Annotated in this window: 25 protein-coding genes; 9 read left to right on the top strand and 16 right to left on the bottom strand. The window is 69.7% G+C overall.

The window, feature by feature from the left end:
- Nucleotides 1–3: 3 nt before the first annotated feature.
- From B4915_RS10010 to B4915_RS09995, 4 genes are read right to left on the bottom strand one after another with little or no spacing between them, the layout of a single operon-like run.
- Nucleotides 4–852, bottom strand: a complete 849-nt coding sequence (locus B4915_RS10010) for an ABC transporter ATP-binding protein (protein WP_105805625.1) — start codon at nt 850–852, stop codon at nt 4–6.
- Nucleotides 842–1,618: an ABC transporter permease gene (locus tag B4915_RS10005; protein WP_105805624.1), complete on the bottom strand. Its 777-nt coding sequence runs from the start codon at nt 1,616–1,618 to the stop codon at nt 842–844. The genes B4915_RS10010 and B4915_RS10005 overlap by 11 nt, the downstream gene beginning before the upstream one ends.
- Nucleotides 1,615–2,460, bottom strand: a complete 846-nt coding sequence (locus B4915_RS10000) for an ABC transporter permease (RefSeq protein WP_105805623.1) — start codon at nt 2,458–2,460, stop codon at nt 1,615–1,617. Before B4915_RS10000 ends, B4915_RS10005 begins: the two co-directional genes overlap by 4 nt.
- 19 nt (nt 2,461–2,479) lie before the next feature.
- On the bottom strand, nt 2,480–3,475 hold the full coding sequence (locus B4915_RS09995) for an ABC transporter substrate-binding protein (protein ID WP_181158534.1): 996 nt from the start codon (nt 3,473–3,475) through the stop codon (nt 2,480–2,482).
- Nucleotides 3,476–3,738: 263 nt separating this feature from the next.
- Between B4915_RS09995 and B4915_RS09990 the strand changes: the two genes are divergently transcribed.
- The 3 genes from B4915_RS09990 to ligM (B4915_RS09980) are packed head-to-tail and all read left to right on the top strand — an operon-like array spanning nt 3,739 to nt 6,923.
- Complete coding sequence (locus tag B4915_RS09990; RefSeq protein ID WP_342747299.1) at nt 3,739–4,599, top strand: methylenetetrahydrofolate reductase; 861 nt, start codon at nt 3,739–3,741, stop codon at nt 4,597–4,599.
- Nucleotides 4,596–5,480 (top strand): formyltetrahydrofolate deformylase, encoded by an 885-nt coding sequence (gene purU / locus B4915_RS09985; protein ID WP_105805621.1) that lies wholly within the window; start codon nt 4,596–4,598, stop codon nt 5,478–5,480. The genes B4915_RS09990 and purU overlap by 4 nt, the downstream gene beginning before the upstream one ends.
- Nucleotides 5,481–5,513: 33 nt before the next feature.
- Nucleotides 5,514–6,923 carry a vanillate/3-O-methylgallate O-demethylase gene (gene ligM / locus B4915_RS09980; RefSeq protein WP_105805620.1) on the top strand — a complete coding sequence of 470 codons (1,410 nt, stop codon included), beginning with the start codon at nt 5,514–5,516 and terminating at the stop codon, nt 6,921–6,923.
- Between the two features lie 56 nt (nt 6,924–6,979).
- On the opposite strand, the gene B4915_RS09975 is transcribed toward ligM (B4915_RS09980), so the two are convergent.
- Nucleotides 6,980–7,285: a Dabb family protein gene (locus B4915_RS09975; RefSeq protein ID WP_105805619.1), complete on the bottom strand. Its 306-nt coding sequence runs from the start codon at nt 7,283–7,285 to the stop codon at nt 6,980–6,982.
- A 116-nt stretch (nt 7,286–7,401) separates the two neighbouring features.
- Here B4915_RS09975 and ligM (B4915_RS09970) point away from each other — a divergent pair, with 116 nt between their 5' ends.
- From ligM (B4915_RS09970) to B4915_RS09945, 6 genes are all read left to right on the top strand, one after another.
- Nucleotides 7,402–8,808 (top strand): vanillate/3-O-methylgallate O-demethylase, encoded by a 1,407-nt coding sequence (gene ligM, locus B4915_RS09970; RefSeq protein WP_105805618.1) that lies wholly within the window; start codon nt 7,402–7,404, stop codon nt 8,806–8,808.
- A 190-nt stretch (nt 8,809–8,998) separates the two neighbouring features.
- Nucleotides 8,999–9,781, top strand: coding sequence for an ABC transporter ATP-binding protein (locus B4915_RS09965; protein WP_105805617.1), 783 nt, complete (start codon nt 8,999–9,001; stop codon nt 9,779–9,781).
- Nucleotides 9,768–10,478 carry an ABC transporter ATP-binding protein gene (locus B4915_RS09960; RefSeq protein ID WP_105805616.1) on the top strand — a complete coding sequence of 237 codons (711 nt, stop codon included), beginning with the start codon at nt 9,768–9,770 and terminating at the stop codon, nt 10,476–10,478. Before B4915_RS09965 ends, B4915_RS09960 begins: the two co-directional genes overlap by 14 nt.
- Nucleotide 10,479: 1 nt before the next feature.
- Complete coding sequence (locus B4915_RS09955) at nt 10,480–11,361, top strand: branched-chain amino acid ABC transporter permease (protein WP_105805615.1); 882 nt, start codon at nt 10,480–10,482, stop codon at nt 11,359–11,361.
- Nucleotides 11,362–11,375: 14 nt separating this feature from the next.
- Entirely contained in the window at nt 11,376–12,368 is a 993-nt protein-coding gene (locus B4915_RS09950) for a branched-chain amino acid ABC transporter permease (RefSeq protein WP_181158533.1), read from the top strand.
- Nucleotides 12,369–12,387: 19 nt separating this feature from the next.
- Complete coding sequence (locus tag B4915_RS09945; RefSeq protein ID WP_105805613.1) at nt 12,388–13,641, top strand: ABC transporter substrate-binding protein; 1,254 nt, start codon at nt 12,388–12,390, stop codon at nt 13,639–13,641.
- A 177-nt stretch (nt 13,642–13,818) separates the two neighbouring features.
- Here the strand turns inward: B4915_RS09945 and nrdF are convergent, their stop codons facing one another.
- The 11 genes from nrdF to B4915_RS09890 form a co-directional block, all read right to left on the bottom strand.
- Nucleotides 13,819–14,787, bottom strand: coding sequence for a class 1b ribonucleoside-diphosphate reductase subunit beta (gene nrdF / locus B4915_RS09940; protein WP_105805612.1), 969 nt, complete (start codon nt 14,785–14,787; stop codon nt 13,819–13,821).
- Between the two features lie 47 nt (nt 14,788–14,834).
- Nucleotides 14,835–16,976 (bottom strand): class 1b ribonucleoside-diphosphate reductase subunit alpha, encoded by a 2,142-nt coding sequence (gene nrdE / locus B4915_RS09935; protein ID WP_105805611.1) that lies wholly within the window; start codon nt 16,974–16,976, stop codon nt 14,835–14,837.
- Entirely contained in the window at nt 16,976–17,410 is a 435-nt protein-coding gene (nrdI, locus tag B4915_RS09930) for a class Ib ribonucleoside-diphosphate reductase assembly flavoprotein NrdI (protein WP_219845101.1), read from the bottom strand. The genes nrdE and nrdI overlap by 1 nt, the downstream gene beginning before the upstream one ends.
- 86 nt (nt 17,411–17,496) lie before the next feature.
- The gene (gene nrdH, locus B4915_RS09925; protein WP_105805610.1) at nt 17,497–17,730 is read right to left on the bottom strand and encodes a glutaredoxin-like protein NrdH; all 234 of its coding nucleotides are present in this window, start codon (nt 17,728–17,730) and stop codon (nt 17,497–17,499) included.
- A gap of 342 nt (nt 17,731–18,072) precedes the next feature.
- Nucleotides 18,073–18,459: a hypothetical protein gene (locus B4915_RS14500; RefSeq protein ID WP_146120072.1), complete on the bottom strand. Its 387-nt coding sequence runs from the start codon at nt 18,457–18,459 to the stop codon at nt 18,073–18,075.
- Nucleotides 18,460–18,539: 80 nt separating this feature from the next.
- Entirely contained in the window at nt 18,540–18,998 is a 459-nt protein-coding gene (locus tag B4915_RS09915; protein ID WP_181158532.1) for a 23S rRNA (pseudouridine(1915)-N(3))-methyltransferase RlmH, read from the bottom strand.
- 118 nt (nt 18,999–19,116) lie between these two features.
- Entirely contained in the window at nt 19,117–20,343 is a 1,227-nt protein-coding gene (locus B4915_RS09910; protein WP_105805608.1) for a pyridoxal phosphate-dependent aminotransferase, read from the bottom strand.
- A gap of 110 nt (nt 20,344–20,453) precedes the next feature.
- Nucleotides 20,454–22,325, bottom strand: coding sequence for an ABC transporter ATP-binding protein (locus B4915_RS09905; RefSeq protein WP_105805607.1), 1,872 nt, complete (start codon nt 22,323–22,325; stop codon nt 20,454–20,456).
- 120 nt (nt 22,326–22,445) lie between these two features.
- A complete protein-coding gene (locus B4915_RS09900) occupies nt 22,446–23,957 on the bottom strand; it encodes a DHA2 family efflux MFS transporter permease subunit (protein WP_105805606.1) in 1,512 nt (503 codons plus the stop codon).
- 135 nt (nt 23,958–24,092) lie between these two features.
- A complete protein-coding gene (locus tag B4915_RS09895; RefSeq protein ID WP_181158531.1) occupies nt 24,093–25,229 on the bottom strand; it encodes an ABC transporter permease in 1,137 nt (378 codons plus the stop codon).
- Entirely contained in the window at nt 25,226–26,137 is a 912-nt protein-coding gene (locus tag B4915_RS09890) for an ABC transporter ATP-binding protein (protein ID WP_105805605.1), read from the bottom strand. Before B4915_RS09890 ends, B4915_RS09895 begins: the two co-directional genes overlap by 4 nt.
- Between the last annotated feature and the right edge of the window lie 26 nt (nt 26,138–26,163).

The following is a 26,163-nucleotide window of genomic DNA, read 5'->3' as shown; positions in this document are numbered from 1 at the left end:
GCCTCAGCCGGCGGCCGCGCCGTCGGGCCGGACGCCGCGCTTGGCGAGCTGGATCTGCTCGTACACGTGGTGCCGCAGCTCGGTGAAGCGCGGCAGCGCGCGCGTCTCGAGCTGGTCGCGCTGCTCGGGCAGGTCGACCACCACGTCCTCCTGGATCACCGTCGGCGAGGAGGAGAGGATGATGACCCGGGATCCCAGGTACACCGACTCGTCGATGTCGTGGGTGACGAAGAGCACGGTCACGCCGAGGCGCTCGCGGACCCTGCGCAGCAGATCCTCGAGGTCGGCGCGGGTCTGCGCGTCGACGGCGGCGAAGGGCTCGTCCATGAGCAGCACCTCGGGCTGATAGGCGATGGCCCGCGCGATCGCGACGCGCTGCTGCATGCCGCCCGAGAGCTGCCAGGGGTAGGACCTCGGCACGTGCGAGAGGCCGACGCTCTCCAGCGCCTCGGCGACCTGCGCGGCCCGCTCGGCCTTCGGCACCCCCGCGTTCTTGAGGGGCAGCTCCACGTTCTCCGCGACGCGCAGCCACGGGAACAGGGACCGGCCGTACTCCTGGAAGACGACGGCCATGTTCTTCGGCGGCGCGGTGACGCGCACGCCGTCGAGGAGCACCTCGCCGCCGCTCGGCTCGAGCAGCCCCGCGATGCACTTCAGCAGGGTGGTCTTGCCGGCCCCCGAGGGGCCCACGAGGCAGGTGAGCTCGTTGCGGCCCAGGTCGAAGGTGAGGTCGCGCACGGCCTCGATGTCGCCGCCGTCGCTGTGGTAGACCTTGCGCAGGCCGCGCACCGACAGGATGGCCTCGTCGGCCGGGAGGGTCCGGCCGCGGCCGGCTGCTTGCTCAGGAGGCATTGTCGAGTTCCTTCTGTCCGGAGTACCAACGCAGGATGCGGCGTTCCACGGCCTTGAAGACCATCGAGACCGCGAAGCCGATGAGCCCCAGCACGAGGATGCCCGCCCACATCTGGGGCACGGCGAAGCTCCGCTGGAACTGCACGATCGAGAAGCCGAGGCCGGAGGAGCTGAAGCGCATCTCGCTGATGACCATGAGGATGATGCCGATGGGGAGCGTCTGCCGCACCCCGGCCATGATCTGGGGGGTCGCGGCCGGCAGGATCTGGTAGCGCACGCGCCGGATTCCCCGGATCCCGTAGGAGTGGCTCGTCTCCGTCTGCACGGCGTCCACCGCCCGCACGCCCTCGATCGTGTTGAGCAGCACCGGCCAGATCGCGCCCACGGCGATGACGGCGACCCGCATGTCGTCGCCGATGCCGATGACGAGGGCGAACACGGGGATGAGCACGGGCGGGGGCAGCGCCCGGAAGAACTCGAAGACGGGTTCCGTGAACGCCCGCAGGCCCCGGTTCAGGCCGACGATGATCCCGACGGCGATGCCGAGCAGGATCGCGAGCGCCGTGCCGATCGCGAAGCGCGCCAGGCTCGGCAGCACATCGGGAAGGAGGCGCTCGCCGATCCAGGTTTCGAAGAGCTGCGTCACCATCGGCACCGGCTTCGGGACGAAGACGCTCGTGGTCCCCTCGGAGGCGAGCCACCACAGCGCGACGAGCAGGACGGGGAGCGCGAGGGCGAAGGCGAGGGCGGTCAGCGTGCGTTTCACAGGAGCTCTCCCCTCACCGACTGGTGCCAGGAGAGCAGGCGGCGCTCGCCCCAGCGCACCCCCGCGTTGATGAGCAGGCCGAGCAGCCCTGTCGCGAGCACGAGTGCGTAGGTCGAGGCGTACAGCCCCGATTCGGAGGCGAGCGCGATGTGACGGCCGAGCCCGGGTGAGGAGCCGATCACCAGCTCGGCGGTGACCGTGAGGATCAGGGCGACGGAGGCGGCGAGCCGGACCCCGGTGAGCAGGTAGGGCAGCATCGTCGGGAGGATGACGTCCCGCACCCGCTGCCAGCGGGTGAAGCCGTAGCTGCGGGCGGTGCTCATCGCCACGGAGTCGACGTCGGCCACGCCGTAGAGCACCTGGATGAAGATCTGCCAGAACGCCCCATAGGTGATGATGAGCAGGCTCTGCTGCAGCGGCTGCGCGATCGCGAGCACGGCGAGCGGGATGAGGCCCACCGAGGGGATCGGCCGCAGGAACTCGACGGTCGAGCGGGTGGCCCGCTGCAGGAACGGCGACAGCCCGATCACGATGCCGAGCGGCGTCGCGAGGAGGAAGGCGATGAGCATTCCGAGCAGCCACGCGAGCACCGTGTAGCCGACCCCGGACCAGAATCCCGTGAGCGCCAGATTGGCGCCGAAGGCGGCGAGCACCTCGCTCGCCGGGGGCAGGTACTCGCCGTTGACGAGCCCGGTGCGGGAGGCCAGCTCCCAGATCAGCAGGAAGGTGAGGACGCCGGCGGCGCCGAGCACCGGGCGGCTGCGCGTGCGCCGCCGCCCGGTGCCGGCCCGCCCGGACGCGGCCGCCGGAGCGGCCGCGTCGTGGGGGGCGAGAGAGGTCATCGCGGGGAGCTCACCCGCCTCACTTGACGATGACGGTGTCGAGGTCGGGCTCGCTCTCGATGAACTTGAACTTCAGCGCGAGATCGCTGAGGTCGGTGAGCACCTGCGGGTCGAGATCGGCGTCGAGGCGCTCCAGGCGCAGATCCGCGGCGGCGGCCTCCGGCATGCCGGTGAACTCGGCGATGGTCGCGGCGAAGCCCTCCGGATCGTCGTTCGTCGCGCTGAAGACGTCGGCGACGGCCTCGCGCCACTTCGTGACCAGTTCCGTGTCCTCGGAGACCGGGCCGGAGGCGAAGGTCACCATGGTCGGCAGTCCGGGGATGGCGTTCTGGTTGGGGTATCCGAGCACCGTGTACTTTGCGGGATCGGCCTTCGCGGCGGAGAGGAAGGGCTCCGGGATCCACACCGCGTCGACGTTCTTGGCGTCGAGTTGCGCAAGGGCGTCGGGGAATGCCAGCTCGATGAAGTTCACCGCGCTGGGATCGCCGCCGTCGGCCTCGACCGACTCCATGATGGTGAGGTCGCCCTGGGTCTTGACCGCGTTCACGGCGACCTTCTTGCCCGCGAGATCCTTCCACGAGTCGATCCCCTCGCCGGTGCGCACGACGACGGCGTTGATGTCCTCGCCCTCGGCCATCGAGAAGGAGTAGCCCGAGAGGATGCGCACGTCGACGCCCTGGCTGGCGGCCGTGATGACGGAGAGCGGGTTGCCGACGCCGATGTCGATCTGGCCGGTCGACACGGCGGGCAGCATGGCCGCACCGCCCTGGGCGATCTGGGTGGTGACGTCGAGGCCGTGGTCCTCGAAGATACCCTGATCGATGCCGTACTGCACGGCGGCGGCGGGGGCGATCGTGAGCAGGCCCACGGTGATGGGGGTGAGCTCCCCGCTGTCGGCGGGGGCCGTGGTATCGGCAGAGCCGCCGCTCGGCGAGCCGGAACTGCAGGCGGCGAGGGTGAGCAGGCTCGCAGCCGCGAGCGCGGCGGCGGACAGGAAACGAGTACGTCGGGACATGGCTTCAGTGACTCCTTCGTGACTGGTGGCGCCAATCGGCATCGAACGTGCATCAGTGAACACGCATAGTTTTCGCATGTCAAACCCCGTTATCGCTCTGAGACGCGGAATGGCTCCGGAACCCGCGCTGCCGAGCCCCGCGAGGCACCCACGTCCGCCCGCCGTCGCCGCCCGTGGCGCAGGATCGCCTGTTGACTTTACCTATCTCCATAGGTATTCTCACGATTGCGTAACGACGCGCAGCCGACCGGAAGGATGGCACCGTGGCAGACCCCACCCCGCAGGCGAGACTCGCCTCCGACTACTCGCTGGAGATGACTGGCAAGGACATCCCGAGCCTCGAAGAGGCGCGGGATGCGATCCCGCCCGGCACGCGAGTGAACATCACGTTCCTCGGTAACGAGGACCTCCCGATGCGCACCGCCGCCGCCGCGGCCGTCGCCGCTTCGGGCTTCACGCCGATCCCGCACGTCTCCGCCCGCCGCCTCGCCTCCGAGGCGCAGCTCGAGGAGTTCCTCGGCGAGCTCCAGCGCGTCGGCGCGAGCGAGCGCATCTTCGCGGTCGGCGGCGACCCGGCCACGCCGGAGGGCCCCTACGACAGCGCCCTCGACGTGATCCGCTCCGGCGTGCTGCAGCGGTACGGCGTGCGCGAGGTCTCGATCTCCGGCTACCCCGAGGGGCACCCCGACATCCCCGAGGAGGTGCTCTGGGAGCATCTCGAGCTCAAGGCGGCCGCGCTGCGCGACGCCGGCCTCGGGGCCGTGATCCTCACGCAGTTCGCCTTCGACACGGAGCCGGTCATGGCGTGGGTCCGCGGCGTGCGCGAGCGCGGCATCGACGTCCCCATCCGGATCGGCACCCCCGGCCCCGCCGGCATCAAGCGGCTGCTGAGCTTCGCGCGCCGCTTCGGGGTCGGCGCCAATGCGACGATCGTGAAGAAGTACGGCTTCTCGCTCACCAACCTGCTCGGCACGGCCGGCCCAGACACCTTCGTCGACGACCTCGCCGCCCTGCTCGACCGGGAGCCCTCGGCAGGCGAGGTGAAGCTGCACATGTACGCCTTCGGCGGCCTGCGCGCCACGGCCGAGTGGGCGCGCGACTACCAGCGGCGGGCCGGCTCGTGAGCCCGCACACCGCACCCGCCCCGGTCCTCGCCGACCACGCCTGCCTCATCGTCCACGGCCCCGATCAGCCGGGGATCGTCTCGGCGGTGGCGGCGCTCCTCACCCGCAACCGCGGCAACATCGTGACGCTCGACCAGTACTCCTCCGACCCCGTGGGCGGTGACTTCTTCCAGCGCGTCGTCTTCCACCGCCCCGAGCTCGTCGCCGCCTTCGGCGAGATCGAGGCGGATCTCGCGGCTACGCTCGAGCCCTTCGGCCTCCAGTGGAAGCTCACCGACCTGTCGGTGCCCAAGCGCATGGCGATCCTGGCGTCCACGAGCGACCACTGCCTGCTCGATCTGCTCTGGCGTCACCGTCGCGGCGAGCTGCCGGTGACGGTGCCCATGGTGATCTCGAACCACACGAACACCGCGGAGGACGTGCGCACCTTCGGCGTGCCCTTCTTCCACGTGCCCTCGCAGGCCGGGCCCGACAAGAGCGCCTCCGAGGCGGAGATGCTGAAGCTGCTCGCGGGGAACGTGGACTTCGTCGTGCTCGCCCGCTACATGCAGGTGATCTCCGGCGACTTCCTCGACCGGCTCGGCGTGCCCGTGATCAACATCCACCACTCCTTCCTGCCGGCCTTCATCGGCGCCGCCCCCTACCGCAAGGCGAAGGAGCGGGGCGTGAAGCTCATCGGGGCGACGGCCCACTACGTGACCGAGGACCTCGACGAGGGCCCCATCATCGAGCAGGACGTCGTCCGCGTCACGCACGGCGACACGGTCGCCGAGCTGCAGCGCCGCGGCGCCGACGTCGAGCGGGCCGTGCTCTCGCGCGCGGTCGCCTGGCACGCCGAGGAGCGCGTGATCCGCCAGGGCAACCACACCATCGTCTTCTGAACACCACCATCACCGAACAGGGAGGTTCACACCGTGGGATACCAGAACTTGCAGGAGCTGCTCGACGCGAGAGGCTCGGCGGTCGAACTGCTGCGCAACTCGCAGATCGGCTCGTACATCTACCCCGTCGTCCCCGCCGATTTCCAGAACTGGATCAAGGAGCAGCGTGCGTGGCGCGAGACGGCGGTGCTCTACGACCAGTCGCACCACATGGACAACCTCTTCCTGCGGGGCTCCGACGCGATCAAGCTCATCAGCGACACCGCGGTGAACTCGGTCGCGAACTTCCCGGTCGACCGCGCGAAGCAGTACGTGCCCACCAGCTCCACCGGCGGCGTCATCGGCGACGGGATCCTGTTCCACGAGGCCGAGGACGAGTACGTCTACGTCGGCCGCTCGCCCGCCGCCAACTGGCTGCTGTTCCACGGCGAGACCGGCGGCTACGCGAACCTCGACATCGAGGTCGACCGCCGCTCGCCCTCGCGCCCCTACGGTGACGCCGTGTCCCGCCGCTACTACCGCTTCCAGATCCAGGGCCCGCGCGCCTGGGACGTGATCGAGAAGCTCAACGGCGGGCCCCTCGAGCAGATCAGGTTCTTCAGCATGTCGACCATGCGGATCGGCGGCAAGACCGTGCGCACCCTGCGCCACGGCATGGCCGGCGCCCCGGGCCTCGAGATCTGGGGACCCTACGCCGACCACCACGAGGTGCGCGACGCGATCGTCGAGGCCGGCGCCGAGTTCGGCCTCGTGCCCGTCGGCTCCCGCGCCTACCCCTCGAACACCCTGGAGTCGGGGTGGATCCCCTCGCCGCTGCCGGCGATCTACTCGGGCGAGGCCGAGCGCGCCTACCGGGAGTGGCTGCCCGCCGACGGCTACGAGGCGACCGGCACCCTCGCCGGATCCTTCGTCTCCGACGACATCGCCGACTACGAGCTGAGCCCGTGGGCGCTCGGCTACGGCTCCTTCGTGAAATTCGACCACGACTTCATCGGACGCGACGCGCTCGAGAAGCTCGACCCGGCGACGCAGCGCAAGAAGGTGACGCTCGCCTGGAACGCCGAGGACCTCGGCAAGGTGTGGACCTCGCTGCTGAACGTCGACGGCCCGCAGTACAAGTTCTTCGACCTGCCGCTCGCCAACTACGGCTCGGCGAACTACGACAGCGTCGTCGACGCGGACGGCACCGTCGTGGGCTACTCGATGTTCACGGGCTACAGCGCGAATGAGCGGCGCGGCCTGTCGCTCGCCACCGTCGACGCCGACGTGCCGGAGGGCACCGAGCTCAAGGTGGTGTGGGGCGAGCCGGGCGGCGGATCGAGCAAGGCCTCGGTGGAGCCGCACGAGCAGATCGAAGTGCGCGTGGTGGTGAGCCCGGTGCCGTACTCGACGGTCGCGCGGCAGGAGTACCACGGCGGCTGGCGCACGGGCTACACCTCCTGAGAACGCCGTCTCGGGGTGCGGACCGATGCAACGGGCCGCACCCCGCGTCCCGCGGCTCAGAGCTCGTAGTCGATGGCCGTGCGCGATCCCTCGATGCGGACGGTGCTGAGGTACGCGATGAGCTCGCGGTGGGCCGGGTGGGGGACGTAGGCCTCCACGGAGGCGAGGTCCTCGAAATCGCCCACCAGCGCGAAGTCGGAGTTGCGGGGGTCGTCGAGGCAGTTGGCGTGGACGTCGAGGGCGAGCAGCCCGGGGATGACACCGACGAGCGCGCGGCTGCGCCGCCCCACCTCGGCGAGCTGCTCCGCGCGCAGGGCGGGATCGTCGGAGATGAAGCGGAAGAGAACGATGTGACGGATCATGTGCGGGTCCTTTCGCCGTACGTTTTCCTCAGAGCTCGCAGGAATGGCTCGCGACTCCCGCGATCCGTCGCACGCGCGAGCTCTCAGACTCGATCAGCATAGGCAAAGGAGCCGGAATGTCCCACACCAATCTGCAGGCGCTGCTCGACGCGGCGGACGACACGGTGCAGCTGCTGCGCGACTCGCGCCTCGGCACCTACATCTACCCGGTGGTGCCCACCGAGTTCACGAACTGGCGCCGCGAGCAGAAGGCCTGGCGCCACACGGCGGTGCTCTACGATCAGACGCACCACATGGTCAACTTCTTCCTCTCGGGTCCCGACGCGCTCCGGCTGCTCAGCGACACGGGCGTCAACAGCTTCGCGAACTTCCCGGTCGACACCGCCAAGCAGTTCGTGCCGACGGCCTCGAACGGCGGGGTGATCGGCGACGGGATCCTGTTCCACGAGGCCGAGCTCGACTACGTCTTCGTGGGTCGCGCGCCCGCCGCGAACTGGCTGCAGTTCCACGCCGAGACCGGCGGCTACGACGTCGAGTTCCGCTACGACGACCGCTCGCCCTCGCGCCCCTACGGGCAGGCCGTGCACCGCGAGACGTACCGCTTCCAGATCCAGGGCCCGCGCGCGTGGGACATCATCGAGAAGCTGCACGGCGGGCCGCTGGAACGGGTGAAGTTCTTCCACATGGGCCACCTCGAGGTCGCGGGGCGGCGGGTGCGCACGCTGCGCCACGGCATGGCGGGCGCCCCGGGCCTCGAACTGTGGGGCCCGTACGCGGAGCACGGGATCATCCGAGATGCGATCCTCGAGGCCGGCGCCGAGTTCGGCATCGAGCCCTGCGGCTCGCGGGCATACTCCTCGAACACCCTGGAGTCGGGCTGGATCCCCTCCCCGCTGCCGGCGATCTACTCGGGCGAGGCCGAACGCGCCTACCGGGAGTGGCTGCCGGCCACGAGCTACGAGGCGGTCAACGCGATCGCGGGCTCCTTCGTATCCGGCGACATCGAGGACTACTACCTCAACCCCTGGGAGCTCGGCTACGGCTCCTTCGTGCGCTTCGACCACGACTTCATCGGGCGCGAGGCGCTCGAGCGGATCGAGCCGGAGCGCCAGCGCCGCAAGGTCACGCTGGCGTGGAACGACGAGGATCTCGGCAGGATCCTCACCTCGGTCCTCGATCGCGACGGGGACGGGTACCAGTTCTTCGACCTGCCGAACGCGAACTACGGCTCCAGCAACTTCGACGCCGTGCTCGACGCGGACGGCCGGAACGTGGGGCTGTCGCTGTTCACGGGGGTTACCGCGAACGAGAAGCGCGGCCTGTCGCTCGCGACCGTCGACCCCGAGGTGCCGGAGGGCGCCGAGGTGCGCGTGGTGTGGGGCGAGCCGGACGGCGGTTCGGGCAAGACGACGGTGGAGCCGCACCGCCAGATCGAGGTGCGCGCGATCGTCAGCCCGGTGCCCTATTCGGCGGTCGCCCGGGAGAGCTACCAGAGCGGCTGGCGCTCGGGCGGCGCTCGCTGACGCGGGCCCCCGGCCCGGTGCGCACGGTGCGCACGGACCGGGCCGGGGCTCCCGCCGGGAACATTGACACCCCATAACTTTCTCTATAGTCTTCCGACGTAGATATTGGAGCGACGAGGCTCCGCACGGACGATCCCGTGGCTACACTGAATTTCCAACCGGACGCAATGACGCAGGAAGGTTCGAGGCGATGGCCGCACGACTCACGCTGCACGAGGTAGGCCTCCGCTTCGGCGGGGTCACGGTGCTGCACGAGGTCGGATTCGAGGTGGGCCCGGGCGAGATCCTCGGCCTCGTCGGCCCCAATGGCGCCGGCAAGACCTCGCTCTTCAACTGCATCAGCGGGCACTACCGCCCGAGCGCCGGCTCGATCCGCATCGACGGCGCCGAGGTGGCCGGCCTGCCGCCCTCGCGGCTCGCGGCTCACGGCCTCGCCCGCACCTTCCAGCATCCCGCCCTGCAGCTGCGCGCGACCGTGCTCGAGAACGTACTGCTCGGCGGGCACACCCGTCTCGGCGGCGGGCCGCTGACCTGGTCGCTGCGGCTGCCCCCCGTGGGGCGACGCGAACGCGAGCTCCGCGAGGAGGCGCTCGAGCTGCTCGACGCCCACGGGCTCGGCTGGGCCGCCCACCAGCCGGCGGACGAGCTCTCGCACGGCCTGCACAAGGGCATCGAGCTGTGCCGCGCGCTGATGATGCGCCCGAGCCTGCTGCTGCTCGACGAGCCGGCGGCCGGGCTCTCGCACGGCGAGGTGGAGCGCTTCATCGAGACCGTCCGCGATCTGCGGGCGCACGCCGACGTCACCATCGTGATCGTGGAGCACCACATGGGCCTCATCTCGGCGCTCACCGACCGCGTCGTGGTGCTCGATCACGGCAGCAAGCTCATGGAGGGCACGGCGGCCGAAGCACAGGCGGATCCGCGGGTCATCGAGGCCTACATCGGAAAGGAGGCCGCCGATGACGCTGCTTGAGCTCAGCGACGTCACCGCCTCATACGGCCCCGTGCAGGTGCTGGAGGGCGTCTCGCTCAGCGTGCCCGACGGCGGTGCGGTGGGGATCCTCGGCGCGAACGGCGCCGGCAAGACCACGACGCTGCGCGCGATCAGCGGCGTCGTGCGCACGGGCGGGCGCATCGTCTTCGATGGCCAGGACATTCGCGGCCTCCGCCCCGAGCAGGTCGCCGCGCGAGGCATCGCCCACGTTCCCGAGGGCAGGGGCACCCTGCCGAATCTCACCGTGCGCGAGAACCTCATGGTGGGCGCCTATCTCCGCAAGGACCGCCGTGCCCTCGCGGCCGACATCGACTACCTGCTCGATCTCTTCCCCAATCTGCGCGAGCGCATCTCCTCGAACGCCTCCGCGCTGTCGGGCGGAGAGCAGCAGATGCTCGCCGTGGGGCGCGCCTTCATGGCGAAGCCCCGGCTGCTGCTGCTCGACGAGCCATCGCTCGGCCTCGCCCCCAGCACGGCGAAGAGCGTCTACGATGCGATCCGCCGGCTCCGCCGCGAGTCGGGGATCGCGATGCTCGTCGTCGAGCAGAACGCCCCCCTCGCCTTCAGCATCGTCGACACCGCCACCGTGCTCGAGACCGGCCGCAGCGTCCTCACCGGCCCGTCGGCGGAGCTGCGGGGCCGAGACGAGATCCGACGCGCGTACCTGGGAGGCTGACGTGGGAACCTTCATCCAACTCGGCGTCGACGGCCTGGCGATGGGCTCGATCTACGCCGTGCTGGCGCTCGCCATCGTGCTCGTGAATCAGTCGACGGGCATGATCAACTTCGCGCAGGGCGGCATGGCCGTGCTGTCCGCGTACCTCTCCTACGCCCTCCTCGGCTGGGGGGTGCCGCTGATCCTCGCGATCCTCATCGCCGTCGCGATCTCCTTCGTGCTGGGCGCCGCGATCGAGCGCTTCCTGATGCGCCGCTTCGAGGGCGGCGACCCCGACACGGCGGTCGTGGTGACGGTCGGCCTGCTCACGCTCATCACCGGCGTGTGCGGCTGGATCTGGTCCTACAACAACCTGCAGTTCCCCTCGCTCTTCCCCGGGGATTCCTTCCCCGTGCTCGGCGCGGCCGTGAGCTGGCGCTCGCTCGGCACCTTCCTCACGATCGCCGCGATCATGGTGCTGCTGCAGCTGCTCTTCCAGAAGACGAAGATCGGCCTCGCGCTGCGGGCCGTCTCCGACAACGCCCGCTCGGCGTCGTTCTCGGGCCTGCCGGTGGGGCGCCTGCTCATGGTGGGCTGGGGCCTCGCCGCCGCGCTCGGCGCCGTCGGCGGCGCGCTCGTCGCCCCGCGCCTCTCGCTCACCCCGGGCATGCTCGACGGCGCCCTCGTCTACGCGCTCGCGGCGGTGATCCTGGGCGGCGCCACGAGCCCCATCGGCGTCGTGGTCGCCGCGTGGCTGATCGGGGTGGTCGAGAACCTCGCGGCCGTGTACATCCCCTTCATCGGCTACGACCTGAGGATCGCCGTGCCCTTCATCCTGCTCTTCGTCGTGCTGCTCGTCCGTCCGCAGGGCCTGTTCGGCCGCAAGACCGTGGTGCGCGTCTGATGGGAAGGATCGCCATGCTCTGGAGCAAGCGCTGGGTGCGGTTCGCCGTCATCGCGCTCGTCGTGCTCGTGCTCGTCTTCGCGCCGTGGAGCCTCGACGTGGCAACGAACCAGGCGCTCGCCCGCATCGGCGTGTTCGCCGTCGCGGTGCTCGGGCTCAACGTGATCATGGGCTACACCGGGCAGGTCTCGCTCGGCCAGATCTTCTTCGTCGGCCTCGGCGCCTACGTCACGGCCTACGGGGTCCAGGAGGGCTGGAACGTGGTGCTGGTGTTCGTGCTCGCGGTGCTGATCCCCGGGGTCGTCGGCTACATCGTGGCCCTCGCGGCGGCCCGCCTCGGCGGCCTCGCCATCGCCATGGTGACGATCGCCCTCCCGATCATCGGCGTCCCGCTCGCGAAGCGCCTGTCCGACTGGACGGGCGGCTCGCAGGGCATCTCGGCGCGCTTCACCTCCGCGCCGGACTGGTTCGGCTCACGGCTCGACGACATCTGGCAGTACTACATCGTGCTGACCATCACCGCGGCCGTGTTCCTGCTCGTGCGCAATCTGGTGCGCGGCAAGTTCGGCCGGGCCTTCGCGATCGTGAAGGAGAACGAGGCGGTCGCCTCCTCGATGGGCATCTCGCCCTACCGCACGAAGGTGATGGCCTTCACCATCGCGGCGCTCATCGGCGGCGTCAGCGGCTTCCTCTACATGGTCGTGGTGCAGTACACCTCACCCGAGACCCTCTCCTTCGGGCACTCGATCAGCCTGCTCGCGTCGATGGTGATCGGCGGGGCGGGCAGCATCGTGGGCTCGCTCATCGGCGGGGCCTACTACGTCCTCGTCCCCAACGTGACGAATGAGATCGACGCCACCCTGACCTCGCTGATCCAGGGCGTCATCCTGCTCGTCGCACTGTTCGTCCTCCCCGGCGGCCTCGCGAGCGCGCCCCGCGCGCTCAGGCGGCTGCTCCGCGGCCGTCGCGGGAAGGCGTCCAGCCCCCCACGCAATTCCCAGCGGTAACTCCAGGAAGCAGGTTCCCATGAACACTCGCAGCACGGCAGCACGAGCCATCAGCGTCCTCGCGATGGGCTCGATCGTCGCCCTCGCGCTCGCGGGCTGCGCCCGCGCCGACACGGGCGGAGGCGACGGCGACGGCGCCGCCGCCAGCCCCGGCATCACCGACGACAGCATCACCCTCGGCGTCACGACCCCGCTCAGCGGCACCACCGCCGGGCCGGGCAACTGCACGGTCGCGGGTCTCGTCGCCTACTTCGGCCAGGCCGGGCCGATCGAGTTCGGCGACGGCAAGACCCGCGAGGTGAAGGTCGAGGCCTTCGACGACGCCTACGATCCGCAGAAGGCGCTGTCGAACTTCCAGCAGAACCAGGACAAGGTGTTCGCCTTCACCTCGGGGCTCGGCACCCCGACGAACCGGGCGTACCGGGAGGCCGCGATCGAGGACGAGGTGCCGCAGGTGCTCGTCATGACGGGCGACCCGATCTTCAGCACCCCGTCCGAGAGCCCGTGGCAGCTCGGCTTCGTGCCGGTGTATGCGAGCGAGGGCTCCGCCTTCGGCGAGCTGCTCGCCGAGTCCTCGGGTGAGCACAAGGTCGCGATCCTGTCGCAGAACGACGACTTCGGCGAGGGCTACGTGGAGGGCTTCAAGGAGGCCATCGACGGCGCAGACAACATCGAGGTCGTCGCGGAGGCCACCTACGAGGCCACCGACACCTCCGTGGACGCGCAGATGACGGAGCTCGCGGCGAGCGGCGCCGATGTGCTCTTCAACGCGATGTCGGTCACCCCGCTGACGATCGCCGCGATCGAGAAGGCGCGCGAGCTGTCGTGGTCGCCGAGCTGGTTCCTGCCCTCGAACACCTCCAGCCCGGGCGGCATCCTCGCCCCGGCGGGCGCGAACGCGGACGACGGCATCTACTCGGTGTCGTTCTCGAAGGTGCCGCAGAGCCCGGCGTTCGCGGAGGATGAGGACGTGCAGGGCTTCCTCGCCGCGCTCAAGGAGTACTCGGGCGCCTACACGACGGAGCCCGAGTTCCCGCACTGCATGTGGAGCTACATGGTGGGCGCCACCCTCGAGCAGGCCTTCCAGAACATGGAGGAGCCGACTCGCGAGAACTTCATGGAGTCGATCCGGAACATCACCGACTTCAAGGCCCCGCTGATGCTCGACGGCACCTCGATCGACACGACCCAGGACGGGCAGGCCGCCGTCTCGACCGTGGTGGTGCAGCGCTACAACGGCCAGGGCTTCGAGAACGCCGAATCGTTCGAGTGATCCCGGCGCAGGGGGCGGGTCCGGCGCGCGGCCGGGCCCGCCCCCTGCGTCTGCGCCGCGACGGCGCACGGGACGGCCCCCGCACGGAACTGCCCCGCACGCAGCGGCCCCCGCGTTCCGAGCCGAGTGCTCGGGATCGCGGGGGCCGCTCTCGGGCTCGTCGCCTGACCCGGTGTTCTAGAAGTCCCAGTCCTCGTCTTCGGTGGCGACGGCCTTGCCGATGACGTAGCTGGAGCCGGAGCCCGAGAAGAAGTCGTGGTTCTCGTCGGCGTTGGGCGAGAGGGCGGAGAGGATGGCCGGATTGACGTCCGTCATCTCCTTCGGGAACATCGCCTCGTAGCCGAGGTTCATGAGCGCCTTGTTCGCGTTGTAGTGCAGGAACTTCTTGACGTCCTCGGTGAGGCCGACCGGATCGTAGAGATCGGCCGTGTACTTCGCCTCGTTCTCGTAGAGCTCGTAGAGCAGCGAGAAGGTGTAGTCCTTGAGCTCCTGGCGGCGCTCCTCGGACTCGTTCTCGAGCGCCTTCTGGAACTTGTAGCCGATGTAGTAGCCGTGCACGGCTTCGTCTCGGATGATGAGGCGGATGAGATCCGCCGTGTTCGTCAGCTTGGCGTGGCTCGACCAGTACATGGGCAGGTAGAAGCCCGAGTAGAACAGGAACGACTCGAGCAGCGTCGAGGCGACCTTGCGCTTCAGCGGGTCGTCGCCCTCGTAGTAGTCGACGATGATCTGCGCCTTCTTCTGGAGGTTCGGGTTCTCCACCGACCAGCGGAAGGCGTCGTCGATCTCCTGCGTGGAGCAGAGCGTGGAGAAGATCGAGGAGTAGCTCTTCGCGTGCACCGACTCCATGAAGGCGATGTTGGTGAGCACCGCCTCCTCATGCGGCGTGACCGCGTCGGGGATCAGCGACACGGCGCCCACCGTGCCCTGGATCGTGTCGAGCAGGGTGAGGCCCGTGAAGACGCGCATGGTGAGCAGCTTCTCCGCCTCGGTGAGCGTGCCCCACGACTGCACGTCGTTCGACAGCGGCACCTTCTCGGGGAGCCAGAAGTTGTTGACGAGGCGGTTCCAGACCTCCAGGTCCTTCTCGTCCTGGATCCGGTTCCAGTTGATCGCCTGCACCACGTGCCCGAGCTTGTAGTTCATCGTGTCTCTCTACCTCAGAAAAGTGCTCAATAGGATCTGATGCGCAGCTACAGCATGCAGCTCACGCACTCGGACATGTCGGTGCCCTCGAGTGCGAGCTGGCGCAGGCGGATGTAGTAGATCGTCTTGATCCCCTTGCGCCAGGCGTAGATCTGCGCCTTGTTGATGTCGCGGGTGGTGGCGGTGTCCTTGAAGAACAGCGTCAGCGAGAGGCCCTGATCGACGTGCTGCGTGGCGGCGGCGTAGGTGTCGATGATCTTCTCGGGCCCGATCTCATACGCGTCCTGGTAGTACTCCAGGTTCTCGTTCGTCATGAACGGCGCCGGGTAGTAGACGCGCCCGAGCTTGCCCTCCTTGCGGATCTCGATCTTCGAGGCGATCGGGTGGATCGAGCTCGTCGAGTTGTTGATGTAGGAGATCGAGCCGGTGGGCGGAACGGCCTGCAGGTTCTGGTTGTAGATGCCGTGCTCCATGACGCTGGCCTTCAGCTCCAGCCAGTCGGCCTGCGTGGGGATCGCGACGCCGGCGGCGGCGAACAGCTCGCGCACGCGCTCCGTCTCGGGCTCCCAGGCGCGCTCCGTGTACTTGTCGAAGAACTCGCCCGAGGCGTACTTCGAGTCCTCGAAGCCGCCGAAGACGCTGCCGCGCTCGATCGCGATCCGGTTCGAGGCCCGCAGCGCGTGGAACAGCACCGTGTAGAAGTAGATGTTCGTGAAGTCGATGCCCTCTTCGGAGCCGTAGTGCACGTGCTCGCGCGCCAGGTAGCCGTGCAGATTCATCTGGCCGAGGCCGATCGCGTGCGATTGGTCGTTGCCGTCCTCGATGGAGCGCACCGAGCTGATGTGGCTCTGGTCGCTGACCGAGGTGAGGGCGCGGATCGCGAGCTCGACCGTGCCGCCGAGGTCCCCGCCGTCCATCGCCGCGGCGATGTTCATCGAGCCCAGGTTGCAGGAGATGTCCTTGCCGATCTGGTCGTAGCTCAGGTCCTCGTTGTAGGTGGTGGGGGTGTTGACCTGCAGGATCTCCGAGCACAGGTTCGACATGTTGATGCGGCCCTTGATCGGGTTGGCCCGGTTCACCGTGTCCTCGAACACGATGTAGGGGTAGCCCGACTCGAACTGCAGCTCGGCGATGGTCTGGAAGAAGTGGCGCGCGCTGATCTTGGTCTTCTTGATCCGCGCGTCGTCGACCATCTCCTGGTACTTCTCGGTGACGGAGATGTCGCCGAAGGGGACTCCGTACACGCGCTCGACGTCGTAGGGCGAGAAGAGGTACATGTCCTCGTTCTTCTTCGCCAGCTCGAAGGTGATGTCGGGCACCACCACACCGAGCGAGAGGGTCTTGATGCGGATCTTCTCGTCGGCGTTCTCGCGCTTCGTGTCGAGGAACTTCATGATGTCGGGGTGGTGCGCGCTCAGGTACACGGCGCCCGCACCCTGACGCGCCCCGAGCTGGTTCGCGTAGCTGAAGCTGTCCTCGAGGAGCTTCATGACGGGGATGATGCCCGAGGACTGGTTCTCGATCTTCTTGATCGGCGCGCCCGCCTCGCGGATGTTCGACAGCAGCAGCGCGACGCCGCCGCCGCGCTTGGAGAGCTGCAGCGAGGAGTTGATGCCGCGCGAGATCGACTCCATGTTGTCCTCGATGCGCAGCAGGAAGCAGGAGACGAGTTCGCCGCGCTGCGCCTTGCCCAGGTTGAGGAAGGTGGGCGTGGCGGGCTGGAAGCGCCCCGAGACGATCTCGCGCACGAGACCGCGGGCGAGCTCCTGGTCGCCCTCGGCGAGGCCGAGCGCGACCATCACGACGCGATCCTCGAAGCGCTCGAGGTAGCGCTTGCCGTCGAAGGTCTTGAGCGCGTAGGAGGTGAAGAACTTGAAGGCCCCCAGGAAGGTGGGGAAGCGGAACTTCATCGCGTAGGCCTCGTTGGTGAGGCTCTCGATGAACTCGAGCGGGTACTGGTCGAGCAGCTCCTTCTCGTAGTACTCGTTGTCGATGAGGTAGCGCAGGCGCTCCTCGAAGTTATGGAAGAACACCGTGTTCTGGTTGACGTGCTGCAGGAAGTACTGCCGCGCCGCCTCGCGGTCCTTCTCGAACTGGATGCGGCCGTCCGCATCGTAGAGATTGAGCATCGCGTTCAGCGCGTGATAGTCCATGTCGCTGATCTTCGACGATGCGAGCCCGGGCTCCATCACTGCTGTTTCCAAAACTGTTCCAATCCTTCTTGGACGGCGGTGACGTCGTCCGGTGTTCCAAAGAGTTCGAATCGGTAGAGGCACGGCACCCCGCACTTGCGCGCGATGATGTCGCCCGCGATGCCGTAGGCCTCGCCGAAGTTCGTGTTGCCCGCCGCCATGACCCCGCGCAGCTGGCGGCGGTTGCGCTCGTCGTTGAGGAACCGGATCACCTGCTTGGGCACGGCCTTCGTCTCGGGCCCGCCTCCGTAGGTGGGAACGAGCAGCACGTACGGCTCATCGACCACGAGCGGCTCGTCGCGCGCGTGGAGGGGGATGCGCAGGGCGGGCCGGCCGAGCTTCTCGACGAAGCGGTGGGTGTTGCCCGAGACGCTCGAGAAATAGACCAGATCGACCACTTCCACCACCTCCGTGCTCCGTTCCCTCGGCATCACCGAATCCCCCGGACTCCTGAACGGCCCCCGGCGTACCGGAAGCGGACTTCCGATACGCCGCGGGCGTTCCGCGCACGCAGCGGCTACGCGAGCCGGCTCGCGAGCTCCGAGATCTTGTCGGGGCGGAAGCCCGACCAGTGCTCGTCGTCCGTGACCACCACGGGCGCCTGCAGGTAGCCGAGCTCCTTGACGGTCTCGAGCGCGCTCTCGTCCGCCGAGACGTCGAGCACGCTGTACTCGATGCCCTGCTTGTCGAGCTCGCGATACGTCATGTTGCACTGCACGCACGACGGCTTGGTGTACACCGTGATGGCCATTCCACGCCCCTTCTCGAAAACCTCGGTGCCCCGCCTGAGGCACTACATATAGTGAACCACACGAGCGGCGACCACAAGATGATGTAGTTACACGGATGTAGTTTTCCACCCGCTTTCCACCGCGCCCCCGCCCCCTCTGGGGAGAACTTTCGGCGGAGTTCCGCCCCTCGACGCCGGTTATCCACAGCGCCGCGGGGGCCGAAGAATTTTGCCTCACACCCCCGCTCCGGCGTGTCGCGTTTCCCCCCTCCGGGCCACCCCGGAAGCGCCTCCCCGCGCACGCTGCGAACGCCCCTCGCACCACCCGGTACAACGCCCCCGGGCGCCTCGGTGTTCCCGGCATCACAGCGCAATCGGCCACAGCAGCTCCGTCCCGTCCGGCTGGAACCAGCGCATCACCAGCATCGCGTCGGGCGCGTCCACCGGGGAGCCGCGCAGCACCACGCGGATCCGCTCGCCGGGCAGCACCGTGCGGGGCAGCGAGAGGCCCAGCAGCCCGCCACCGGCGAGCGCGAAACGCACGGAGAAGAGCGCGGTGGCCCCACGATGCTCCACCTCGATCGCCCCGGAGAGAGAGCGCCGCACCACCCGCCACGGTACCGCCACCGCCTCGGCCGGACCCCTCCCGCCCGGCTCCGCAGGCGGAGCGGCGGCGGACCCCCGCGACGACCCCGAGCGCGCAGAGCGCGCGGGCGCCTGCAGTCGCGTGGAGAGCCGGAAGGGAGTCATAGCCTCACGGTAGGAGGGACCACCGACATTTCCGGCGGCCGCCCCCGCTCCCCGCCGCCGCGCCCGGCACCCGGCCCGCCCTAGGCGTGATGGTATGGCCGCCCCGCCGCGATCTCCTGCGCACGGTACAGCTGCTCGGCGACGATCAACCGCACGAGCTGATGCGGGAAGACCAGCCGCGACAGGCTCCACACGAAGTCTGCGCGCTCGCGCACCCGGTCATCCACCCCGTAGGCGCCGCCGATCACCGCCGAGACCGCGCGGCCGGCATCGAAGGCCCGCTGCAGCGTACCCGACAGCGCGGGCGAATCGACGTCGCGCCCGCGCTCGTCGAGCAGCACCACGAACGCATCGCGCCCGAGCTTCGCGAGAATCCGATCCGACTCCTCCGCGCGAGCCGCGTCCCCCTCCCGCGCCGAGTGCGGCAGCAGCGTCCAGCTCGCATCGAAGGGCTTGCGCAACCGCCGCTCGTAGCGCTCGATGCCCTCCGCGACCCAGGATTCATGCTTCTTCCCGATTGCGAGGATCCTGACGCTCAACGGCTCCTCCCCTCCGAGGCCGAGACGGCCTCGGCGCGCGCCGCGGAACGGCGAGAAATCGCCGTTCCTCCGAGCGGCACGCGCATGCACTTCCCGACTGCGAGGATCCTGACGCTCATCAGTCGATCCGCACCGTGTCGAGATAGGCGGCAATGCGCCCGATCGCCTCCGCCAGCACCTCGGCGGCCGGCAGCGTGACGAAGCGCACGTGGTCCGGGGTCGTCAGATTGAAGCCGCGGCCGTTCGTGATCATCACGCGGGTCGCCCGCATGAGCTCGATCACGAAGTGCTGATCGTCGTGGATGTCGTAGCGCTCCGGGTCGAGCCGCGGGAAGAGGTACATCGCCCCGCCCGGCAGGACGCAGCTGAGCCCCGGGATCTCCGACAGCAGCCGATGGGCGACGTCCCGCTGCTCGCGCAGGCGCCCGCCCGGCCCGCACAGCGAGGCGATGCCCGACCAGTCGGACCGGGGCGAGAGCGCCACGGGGATCGCGTGCTGCGCCGGCACGTTCGCGCACATGCGCATATTGGCGAGCAGCTGCAGGCCCTCCAGGAAATCCACGGCGAGGGCGCGGTCCCCGGAAGCGACGACCCAGCCGGCCCGGTAGCCGGCCACCCGCTGGATCTTCGACAGCCCGCTGAAGGTGAGGCACAGCGTGTCGCGCGCGTGCAGGGCGGCGTGCTCGTGCCGCGCGCCGTCGTAGAGGATGTGGTCGTAGATCTCGTCGGCCATGAGGACCAGGCCGTGCCGCTCGGCGATCGCCGCGAAACCGCGCACCAGCTCGGCGGAGTAGACGGCGCCGGTGGGGTTGTTGGGATTGATGAGCACGATGCCCTTCGAACGCTCGGTGACGAGCTCCTCGATGGCGGCGAGATCCGGCATCCAGCCGTTCTGCTCGTCGCAGGGATAGTGCACGGCCCGGCCCCCGGCGAGCGTGACCTGCGCGGTCCACAGCGGGTAGTCGGGGGCGGGGATCAGGATCTCGTCCCCCGGGCTCACCAGCGCCTGCAGCACGAGCGAGATCAGCTCGCTGACGCCGTTGCCGATGAGCACCTCCTCGGGGCCGACGCCCGCGACCCCGAGCCGCGTGTAGTGCTCGGCGACGGCCTCGCGCGCCGGGAGCACGCCGCGCGAGTCGCTGTATCCCTGCGCGTGCGGCAGCGCGGCGCGCATCGCGTCGAGGATCTCCGGCGGCGCCTCGAAGCCGAACACGGCGGGATTGCCGATGTTCAGGCGCAGGATCTCGTGCCCCTCGCGCTCCAGTCGCTCGGCCTCCTGCAGGATCGGGCCGCGCACGTCGTAGCGGACCCCGGCGAGTTTGCTGGACTGGGTGATCGGGCGCACCCCTCGATTATTCCACCCCGCGAGCCCCGGCCCGTCCGCAGGAAGTTCGCGGCGAAGGGCTCCCGCACGGTGCGGACCGCGGATGCTGCGGGAGATCGCCCGCGCGGGGCTCAGCTCTGCTGCGCGTAGAGCTCCGCGTAGGATCCGCCCAGCGCGAGGAGCTCGGCGTGCGTACCCTGCTCGAGGATGCGGCCCGCGCCCACCACGTAGATGCGATCCGCGTCGACGACCGTGGAGAGCCGGTGCGCGATCGCGATGGTGGTGCGGCCGCTGCGCGCGCCGTCGAGGGCCCGCTGCACGACGCGCTCGTTGACGGTGTCGAGGGCGCTGGTCGCCTCGTCGAGCACCAGCACGCGCGGGTTCTTCAGCAGCACGCGGGCGATCGCGATCCGCTGCTTCTCACCGCCCGAGAGCCGGTAGCCGCGCTCGCCCACGATCGTGTCGTAGCCCTCGGCGAAGCCCTCGATGGTGTCGTGGATGTTCGCGAGCTTCGCCGCGGCCTCCAGCTCGGCGGCGGTGGCGTCCGGCTTCGCGTAGCGCAGGTTCGCCGCGATCGAGGCGTGGAAGAGGTAGGGCTCCTGGGTGACGACGCCGATGCGGTCCATCAGCTCCTCCTGCCGCAGCTCGCGCACATCGTCTCCCGCGTAGCGCACGGTTCCCGAGTCGGCGTCGTAGAGCCGCGGGATGAGCGAGCCGATCGTGGTCTTGCCCGAGCCCGAGGCGCCGACGAAGGCGACGAACTCGCCCGGCTCGACGCGGAAGGACACCCGGTCCAGTGTCGGCCGGTCGCCGGGGCCGGCGTCGGGGTAGCGGAAGCTCACCTCCTCGAACTCCACTCGGCCCGCGCGCCCGGGCTCGTCCGAGGGCTCGCGGGCGTCCGCCGCGTCGACGATCGCGGGCCGCAGGTCGAGGTACTCGAAGATGCGGGCGAAGAGCGCCTGCGAGGTCTGCACGTCGAGGGTGATGCGCAGCAGTGCCATGAGCGGGAAGAGCAGCCGCGCCTGCACGGTGGTGAAGGCGACGATCGTGCCCGCCGTGATGCCGGGGTCGAAATCGGCTCCCTGCGCGCTCGCCATGATCCAGCCCGAGGCGAGGTAGACGATGGCCGGCACCGCCGAGAGGAACACCTGCACGAGCGCGAAGAACACCTGACCGCTCATCGTCTGCCGCACCTGCAGCTCGACCTGGGTGCGGTTCTCCGCCGCGTAGCGCTCGGTCTCGTCCCGCTGCCGCGAGTAGGTCTTCGCGAGCAGCACCCCCGACACGGAGAGCGCCTCCTGGGTGATCGCGGTCATCTCGGAGAGCGACTCCTGGGTGCGCCCCGCGATGCGCGCGCGGATCTGCCCCACCCGCCGCTGCGCGATCACGAGCACCGGCAGCAGCACTGCCGCGATGAGCGTGAGCTGCCAGCTCAGCAGCAGCATGGCGACGGCCGCGGCGATCACCGTGACCGTGTTGCCGATGATGTTGGAGATCGTGTTGGTGAGCACATTGGCGACACCGCCGACGTCGTTCTGCAACCGGGACTGGATCACGCCCGTCTTGGTGCGGGTGAAGAAGCCGAGCTCCATGGACTGCAGGTGGGAGAAGAGGCGCACGCGCAGATCGCCCATCACGCGATTGCCCACGCGCGCGGTGAAGAAGGTCTGCACGATGCCGAGCACGGAGCTGATGACGAAGACGGCGATCATGCCGCCCACCAGCCAGCCGAGCACGGGGAGGTCAGGGCCGCCGCCTGGCGGGAAGAGACCGTCGTCGAAGACGCGCTCGGTGAGCAGCGGCGGGATGATGCCGAGGCCGGCCGAGATGAGGACGAGGGCGATGATCGCCGCGAGCTGGCCACGGTACGGGCGGAAGAGCGCTGCGATGCGGCGGCCGAGGTGGGGGATGCGGGGCGCCTCGCGGTTGAGCTCGCGCTGCCGCGCCGCATCGCCCGACGACACGCGCGACCCGCGCGCGACAGGTCCACCGCCGATGCTCATGCCTCGGAGGATACTCCTGACGGGGGACGCTCACGCGCGCTGTTCGCTGCGGGCGCTCCGGGATCGGCGCGGCGGCTCGGCTGGCGAGAGGCGGGGAGGGGCATCGCCGCCGCGGCGCGCTCAGCCCTCGGCGGGGATGCGCACGCCACCGGTGCGCGGCGGGCGCGGACCGAAGCAGAGCGCGATCGCGGTGCCCGCGAGCACCACGCCGAGCGGCATCAGGATGGACTGCGCCATCGCCGCGGCGAAGCCATCGCGCAGCGGCTCCGGCAGCGCGGCGAGCCCCGAGCCGGCCTCCGCGCCGAAGCCTCCCGCGCCGCCGGCGGCCGCGCCGAGCTCGGCGCTCAGCCGGGACTCCATGAGCGCGGCCATCGCCGCCGAGCCCATGACCGCGCCCACCTGCCGGCTCGTGTTGTAGACCCCGGAGCCGGCACCCGCGAGCTCGGGGGCGAGGCTGAAGGTGGTGATGGAGGCGAGCGGCCCCCACATGAAGGCGTTGCCCGCCCCGAGGATCGCACTGGGGATCAGGAGCAGCCCGAGCGGCGCCTCCGGGGTGGCGAGGAGCACGTAGAGCACGAGCCCCAGGGCGACGAGCAGCATGCCGAGAATCGGCAGGCGCCGCGGGTCGCGCCGGTCGATGAGGACGCCCGCGGGCCGGGCGAGCGCGATGGAGATGACCGCCATCGGCACCATCATGAGGGCGGCCTGGGTCGGCGTGAGGCCGCGCACCAGCTGCAGGTAGAACATGAGGGGCAGGCTCATCCCCGTGATGGTGAAGCCGACCGTGACGATGACGGCCGTGCCCACCGAGAAGTTGCGGTCGCGGAAGATGCTCAGCGGGATGAGCGGCTCGCCGCGCTGCACGCGCTGCCACACGACGAACAGCACCAGCACCACCGCCCCGGCGGCGATGAGCCCCCACACGGAGATCGGCCCCCAGATGACGCCCCAGTCGTAGCTGGACCCCTCCTGGATCCCGAACACGAGCAGGAACATGCCGAGCGCGCTCAGCAGCACTCCGAGCCAGTCGAAGCGGTGTGCGCTGGTGGGGAGCCTCGGCACGAAGATCAGCGCGCAGACGAAGGCGACCACACCCACCGGCACATTGACGAAGAAGATCCACTCCCAGCCGGCAGCGTCGACGAGGAAGCCCCCGAGGATCGGGCCCACGAGCGTGGCGACGCCCGCCGTGACGCCCCACACCGCCATCGCGGCGCCGCGCTCGCGCGGGGCGAAGATGCGGGTGATGACGGCCATGGTCTGCGGCGTCATGAGCGAGGCCCCGAGGCCCTGCACCACGCGCGCGGCGATCAGCGCCTCGATGCTCTGCGCCAGTCCGCAGGCCAGCGAGGAGAGGGTGAAGAGGGTGAGCCCCACGAGGTAGACGCGGCGCGGGCCGAAGCGGTCGCCGAGCCTCCCGGTGATGAGCAGCGGCACCGCGTAGGCGAGCAGGTAGGCGCTCGTCGCCCACAGGGTCGCGATCATGGTCGTCTCGAGCCCCTGCATGATCGAGGGGTTCGCGACCGACACGATCGTGGTGTCGACGAGGATCATGAAGAAGCCCAGGATCAGCGACCGCAGCGCCGCCCAGGGGCGGATGCGGGGAGCCGGGGCGGCCTGCTCGGTGTTCACCCGGTCAGCCTACTCCCGGCCTGTGACTCCGGCCGCCGGGCCGGGCTCGGGGAAGCCGGGCGTCCGGGCAGCCGGGGCCGGACGCCCGGGGCCGGAGCCCGGACGTCCGGACCGGAGCCCGCAGGCCCACGGGCCTCAGCCCCTGATTGCCTCCGCGAGCTTGACGCGGCTGCCGGTGCGCAGGATCGAGTTGCTGTAGATGCGGGCGCCGATCCACAGCACGATCGCGATCGAGACGAGCAGCACGCCGAGCGAGAGCAGCGGCTCCCACCACTCCGCCGTGCCGAGGTACAGCCGCATCGGCATGCCGACGGGCGCCGAGAACGGGACGTAGCTCATGATCGCGAGCGCCTGCGGGTTGTCGTTGAAGAAGATGATCGCGACGTAGGGCAGCATCACGAGCCACATCACGGGGGAAACCGCCGAGGCGACGTCCTCCTGCCGTGAGACGAGCGTCGCGAGCGCCGCGTAGAGGGTCGCCAGCAGCACGAAGCCGAAGGCGAAGAGCACGCCGAACCAGATCAGCGAGGTGCCGAGCTCCCCGAGCAGGAGATCCTGCCCGGTCGCCAGCATCCCGGCCGTGGCGATGGCGACGATCGCAACCACCTGCGCGAACGCGAGGATGCTGTTGCCGAGGATCTTGCCGGCGAGCAGCGTGCGCGCCGAGACGGTGGCGAGCAGGATCTCGACGATGCGGGTCTGCTTCTCCTCGACGACGCTCTGCGCGATGGTGGTGCCGAAGGTGACGGCGCTGAGCATGTAGAGCACGCCGAAGGCGACCGCGATGATGTAGGCGAGAGCGGGGTTCTCGGTGGTCGGTGCGAGCAGCTCGAGCGTCGGCACCGCCGACAGGGCCTGCATCACCTCGGCGGGGGCGCTGTCCTTCGCGATCACGGTGAGCCCGACCGGGGTGTCGCCGCCCTCGACGACGGCCGCCTCGACCTCGCCGTCGAGCACCGCCCGCTCGGCTGCGGCGCGGTCGGCGAGCTCACTCACCTCGAAGCCCTGCGCCGCGAGGCCCGGCGCCGCGGCGCCGACGGTGGCGACGCGCGTCGGCCCGCCGAAGCCGCCCGACTGCGCCATGAAGCCGCTGAACAGCACGCCCGCGAGCACGAACAGCAGCAGCACGAGGCTCGATACGACGAAGGCCTTGCTGCGGAGCTTCGTGGTGATCTCGCGCTCGGCGACGAGCCAGGCGCCCTGCGCGCCGCTCATCGGCTTGGCGCTCTCACCGGCGCGCCCACCGGGCTGCGTTGCGGACGGGGTGCTCATGCGACGACCTCCTTGAAGATCTCTGCCAGGGTGGGGGTGACGGGGCCGAAGCGGCGCACGATCGCGCCGGACGCAGGATCCTGCGCGGACCGCACGGCCTGCGCGAGCACCGCCTGCGCCGCCTCCTCCGAGGCCTCGAAGCGCGCGAAGCCCCCGTCGAGATGCGTGACCTCGACGCCGGGCTGCTCCCGCACCCACCCCGCGTCGCCGGAGGCGCCGCCGAGCTCGATCTCATAGGCGCTGCCCGAGTGCTCGGCGCGCAGCTGCTCGCGCGAGCCGGAGGCGAGGATCCTGCCGCCTCCGATCACCACGACGTCATCGCAGAGGCGCTCGACGATGTCGAGCTGGTGGGAGGAGAAGAGCACCGGCGCTCCCTGGGCCGCGTAGTCGCGCAGCACGCCCAGCACCACCTCGACGGCGATCGGGTCGAGGCCCGAGAAGGGCTCGTCGAGCACCAGCGCGATCGGCTCGTGGACGAGCGCCGCCGCGATCTGGGCGCGCTGCTGGTTGCCGAGGGACAGGCTCTCGAGGGTGTCGTTCGCGCGCTCGGCGAGCCCGAGCCGCTCGACGAGGCCGCTCGCGGAGGCCTTCGCGGCCGTGGCGCTCATGCCGTGCAGCCGGCCGAGGTAGACGAGCTGCTCGAGCACCTTCATCTTCGGGTAGAGGCCGCGCTCCTCCGGCATGTAGCCGAAGCGGGCGCGGTCTGCCGCGGTGAGCGGGGAGCCGTCGAGCCGCACGCTGCCCCGGTCGGGTGCGAGCACCCCCAGGATGATGCGCATGGTGGTCGTCTTGCCCGCGCCGTTGCCGCCGACGAAGCCGGTCATGCGACCGTCCTCGACGCCGAAGCTCACCCCGTCGAGCACGAGTCGCCCGCCGAAGCTGCGCGACACCTCGGTGATGTCGATCATCTCGCTCCTCTCGTTGCTCCCAGCCT

Origin of the sequence: Leucobacter massiliensis, assembly GCF_002982315.1 — a bacterium.
Taxonomy (GTDB): domain Bacteria; phylum Actinomycetota; class Actinomycetes; order Actinomycetales; family Microbacteriaceae; genus Leucobacter; species Leucobacter massiliensis.
The sequence above is the reverse complement of the archived record's forward strand: the minus strand, read 5'-3'. Positions and strand labels throughout refer to the sequence as shown.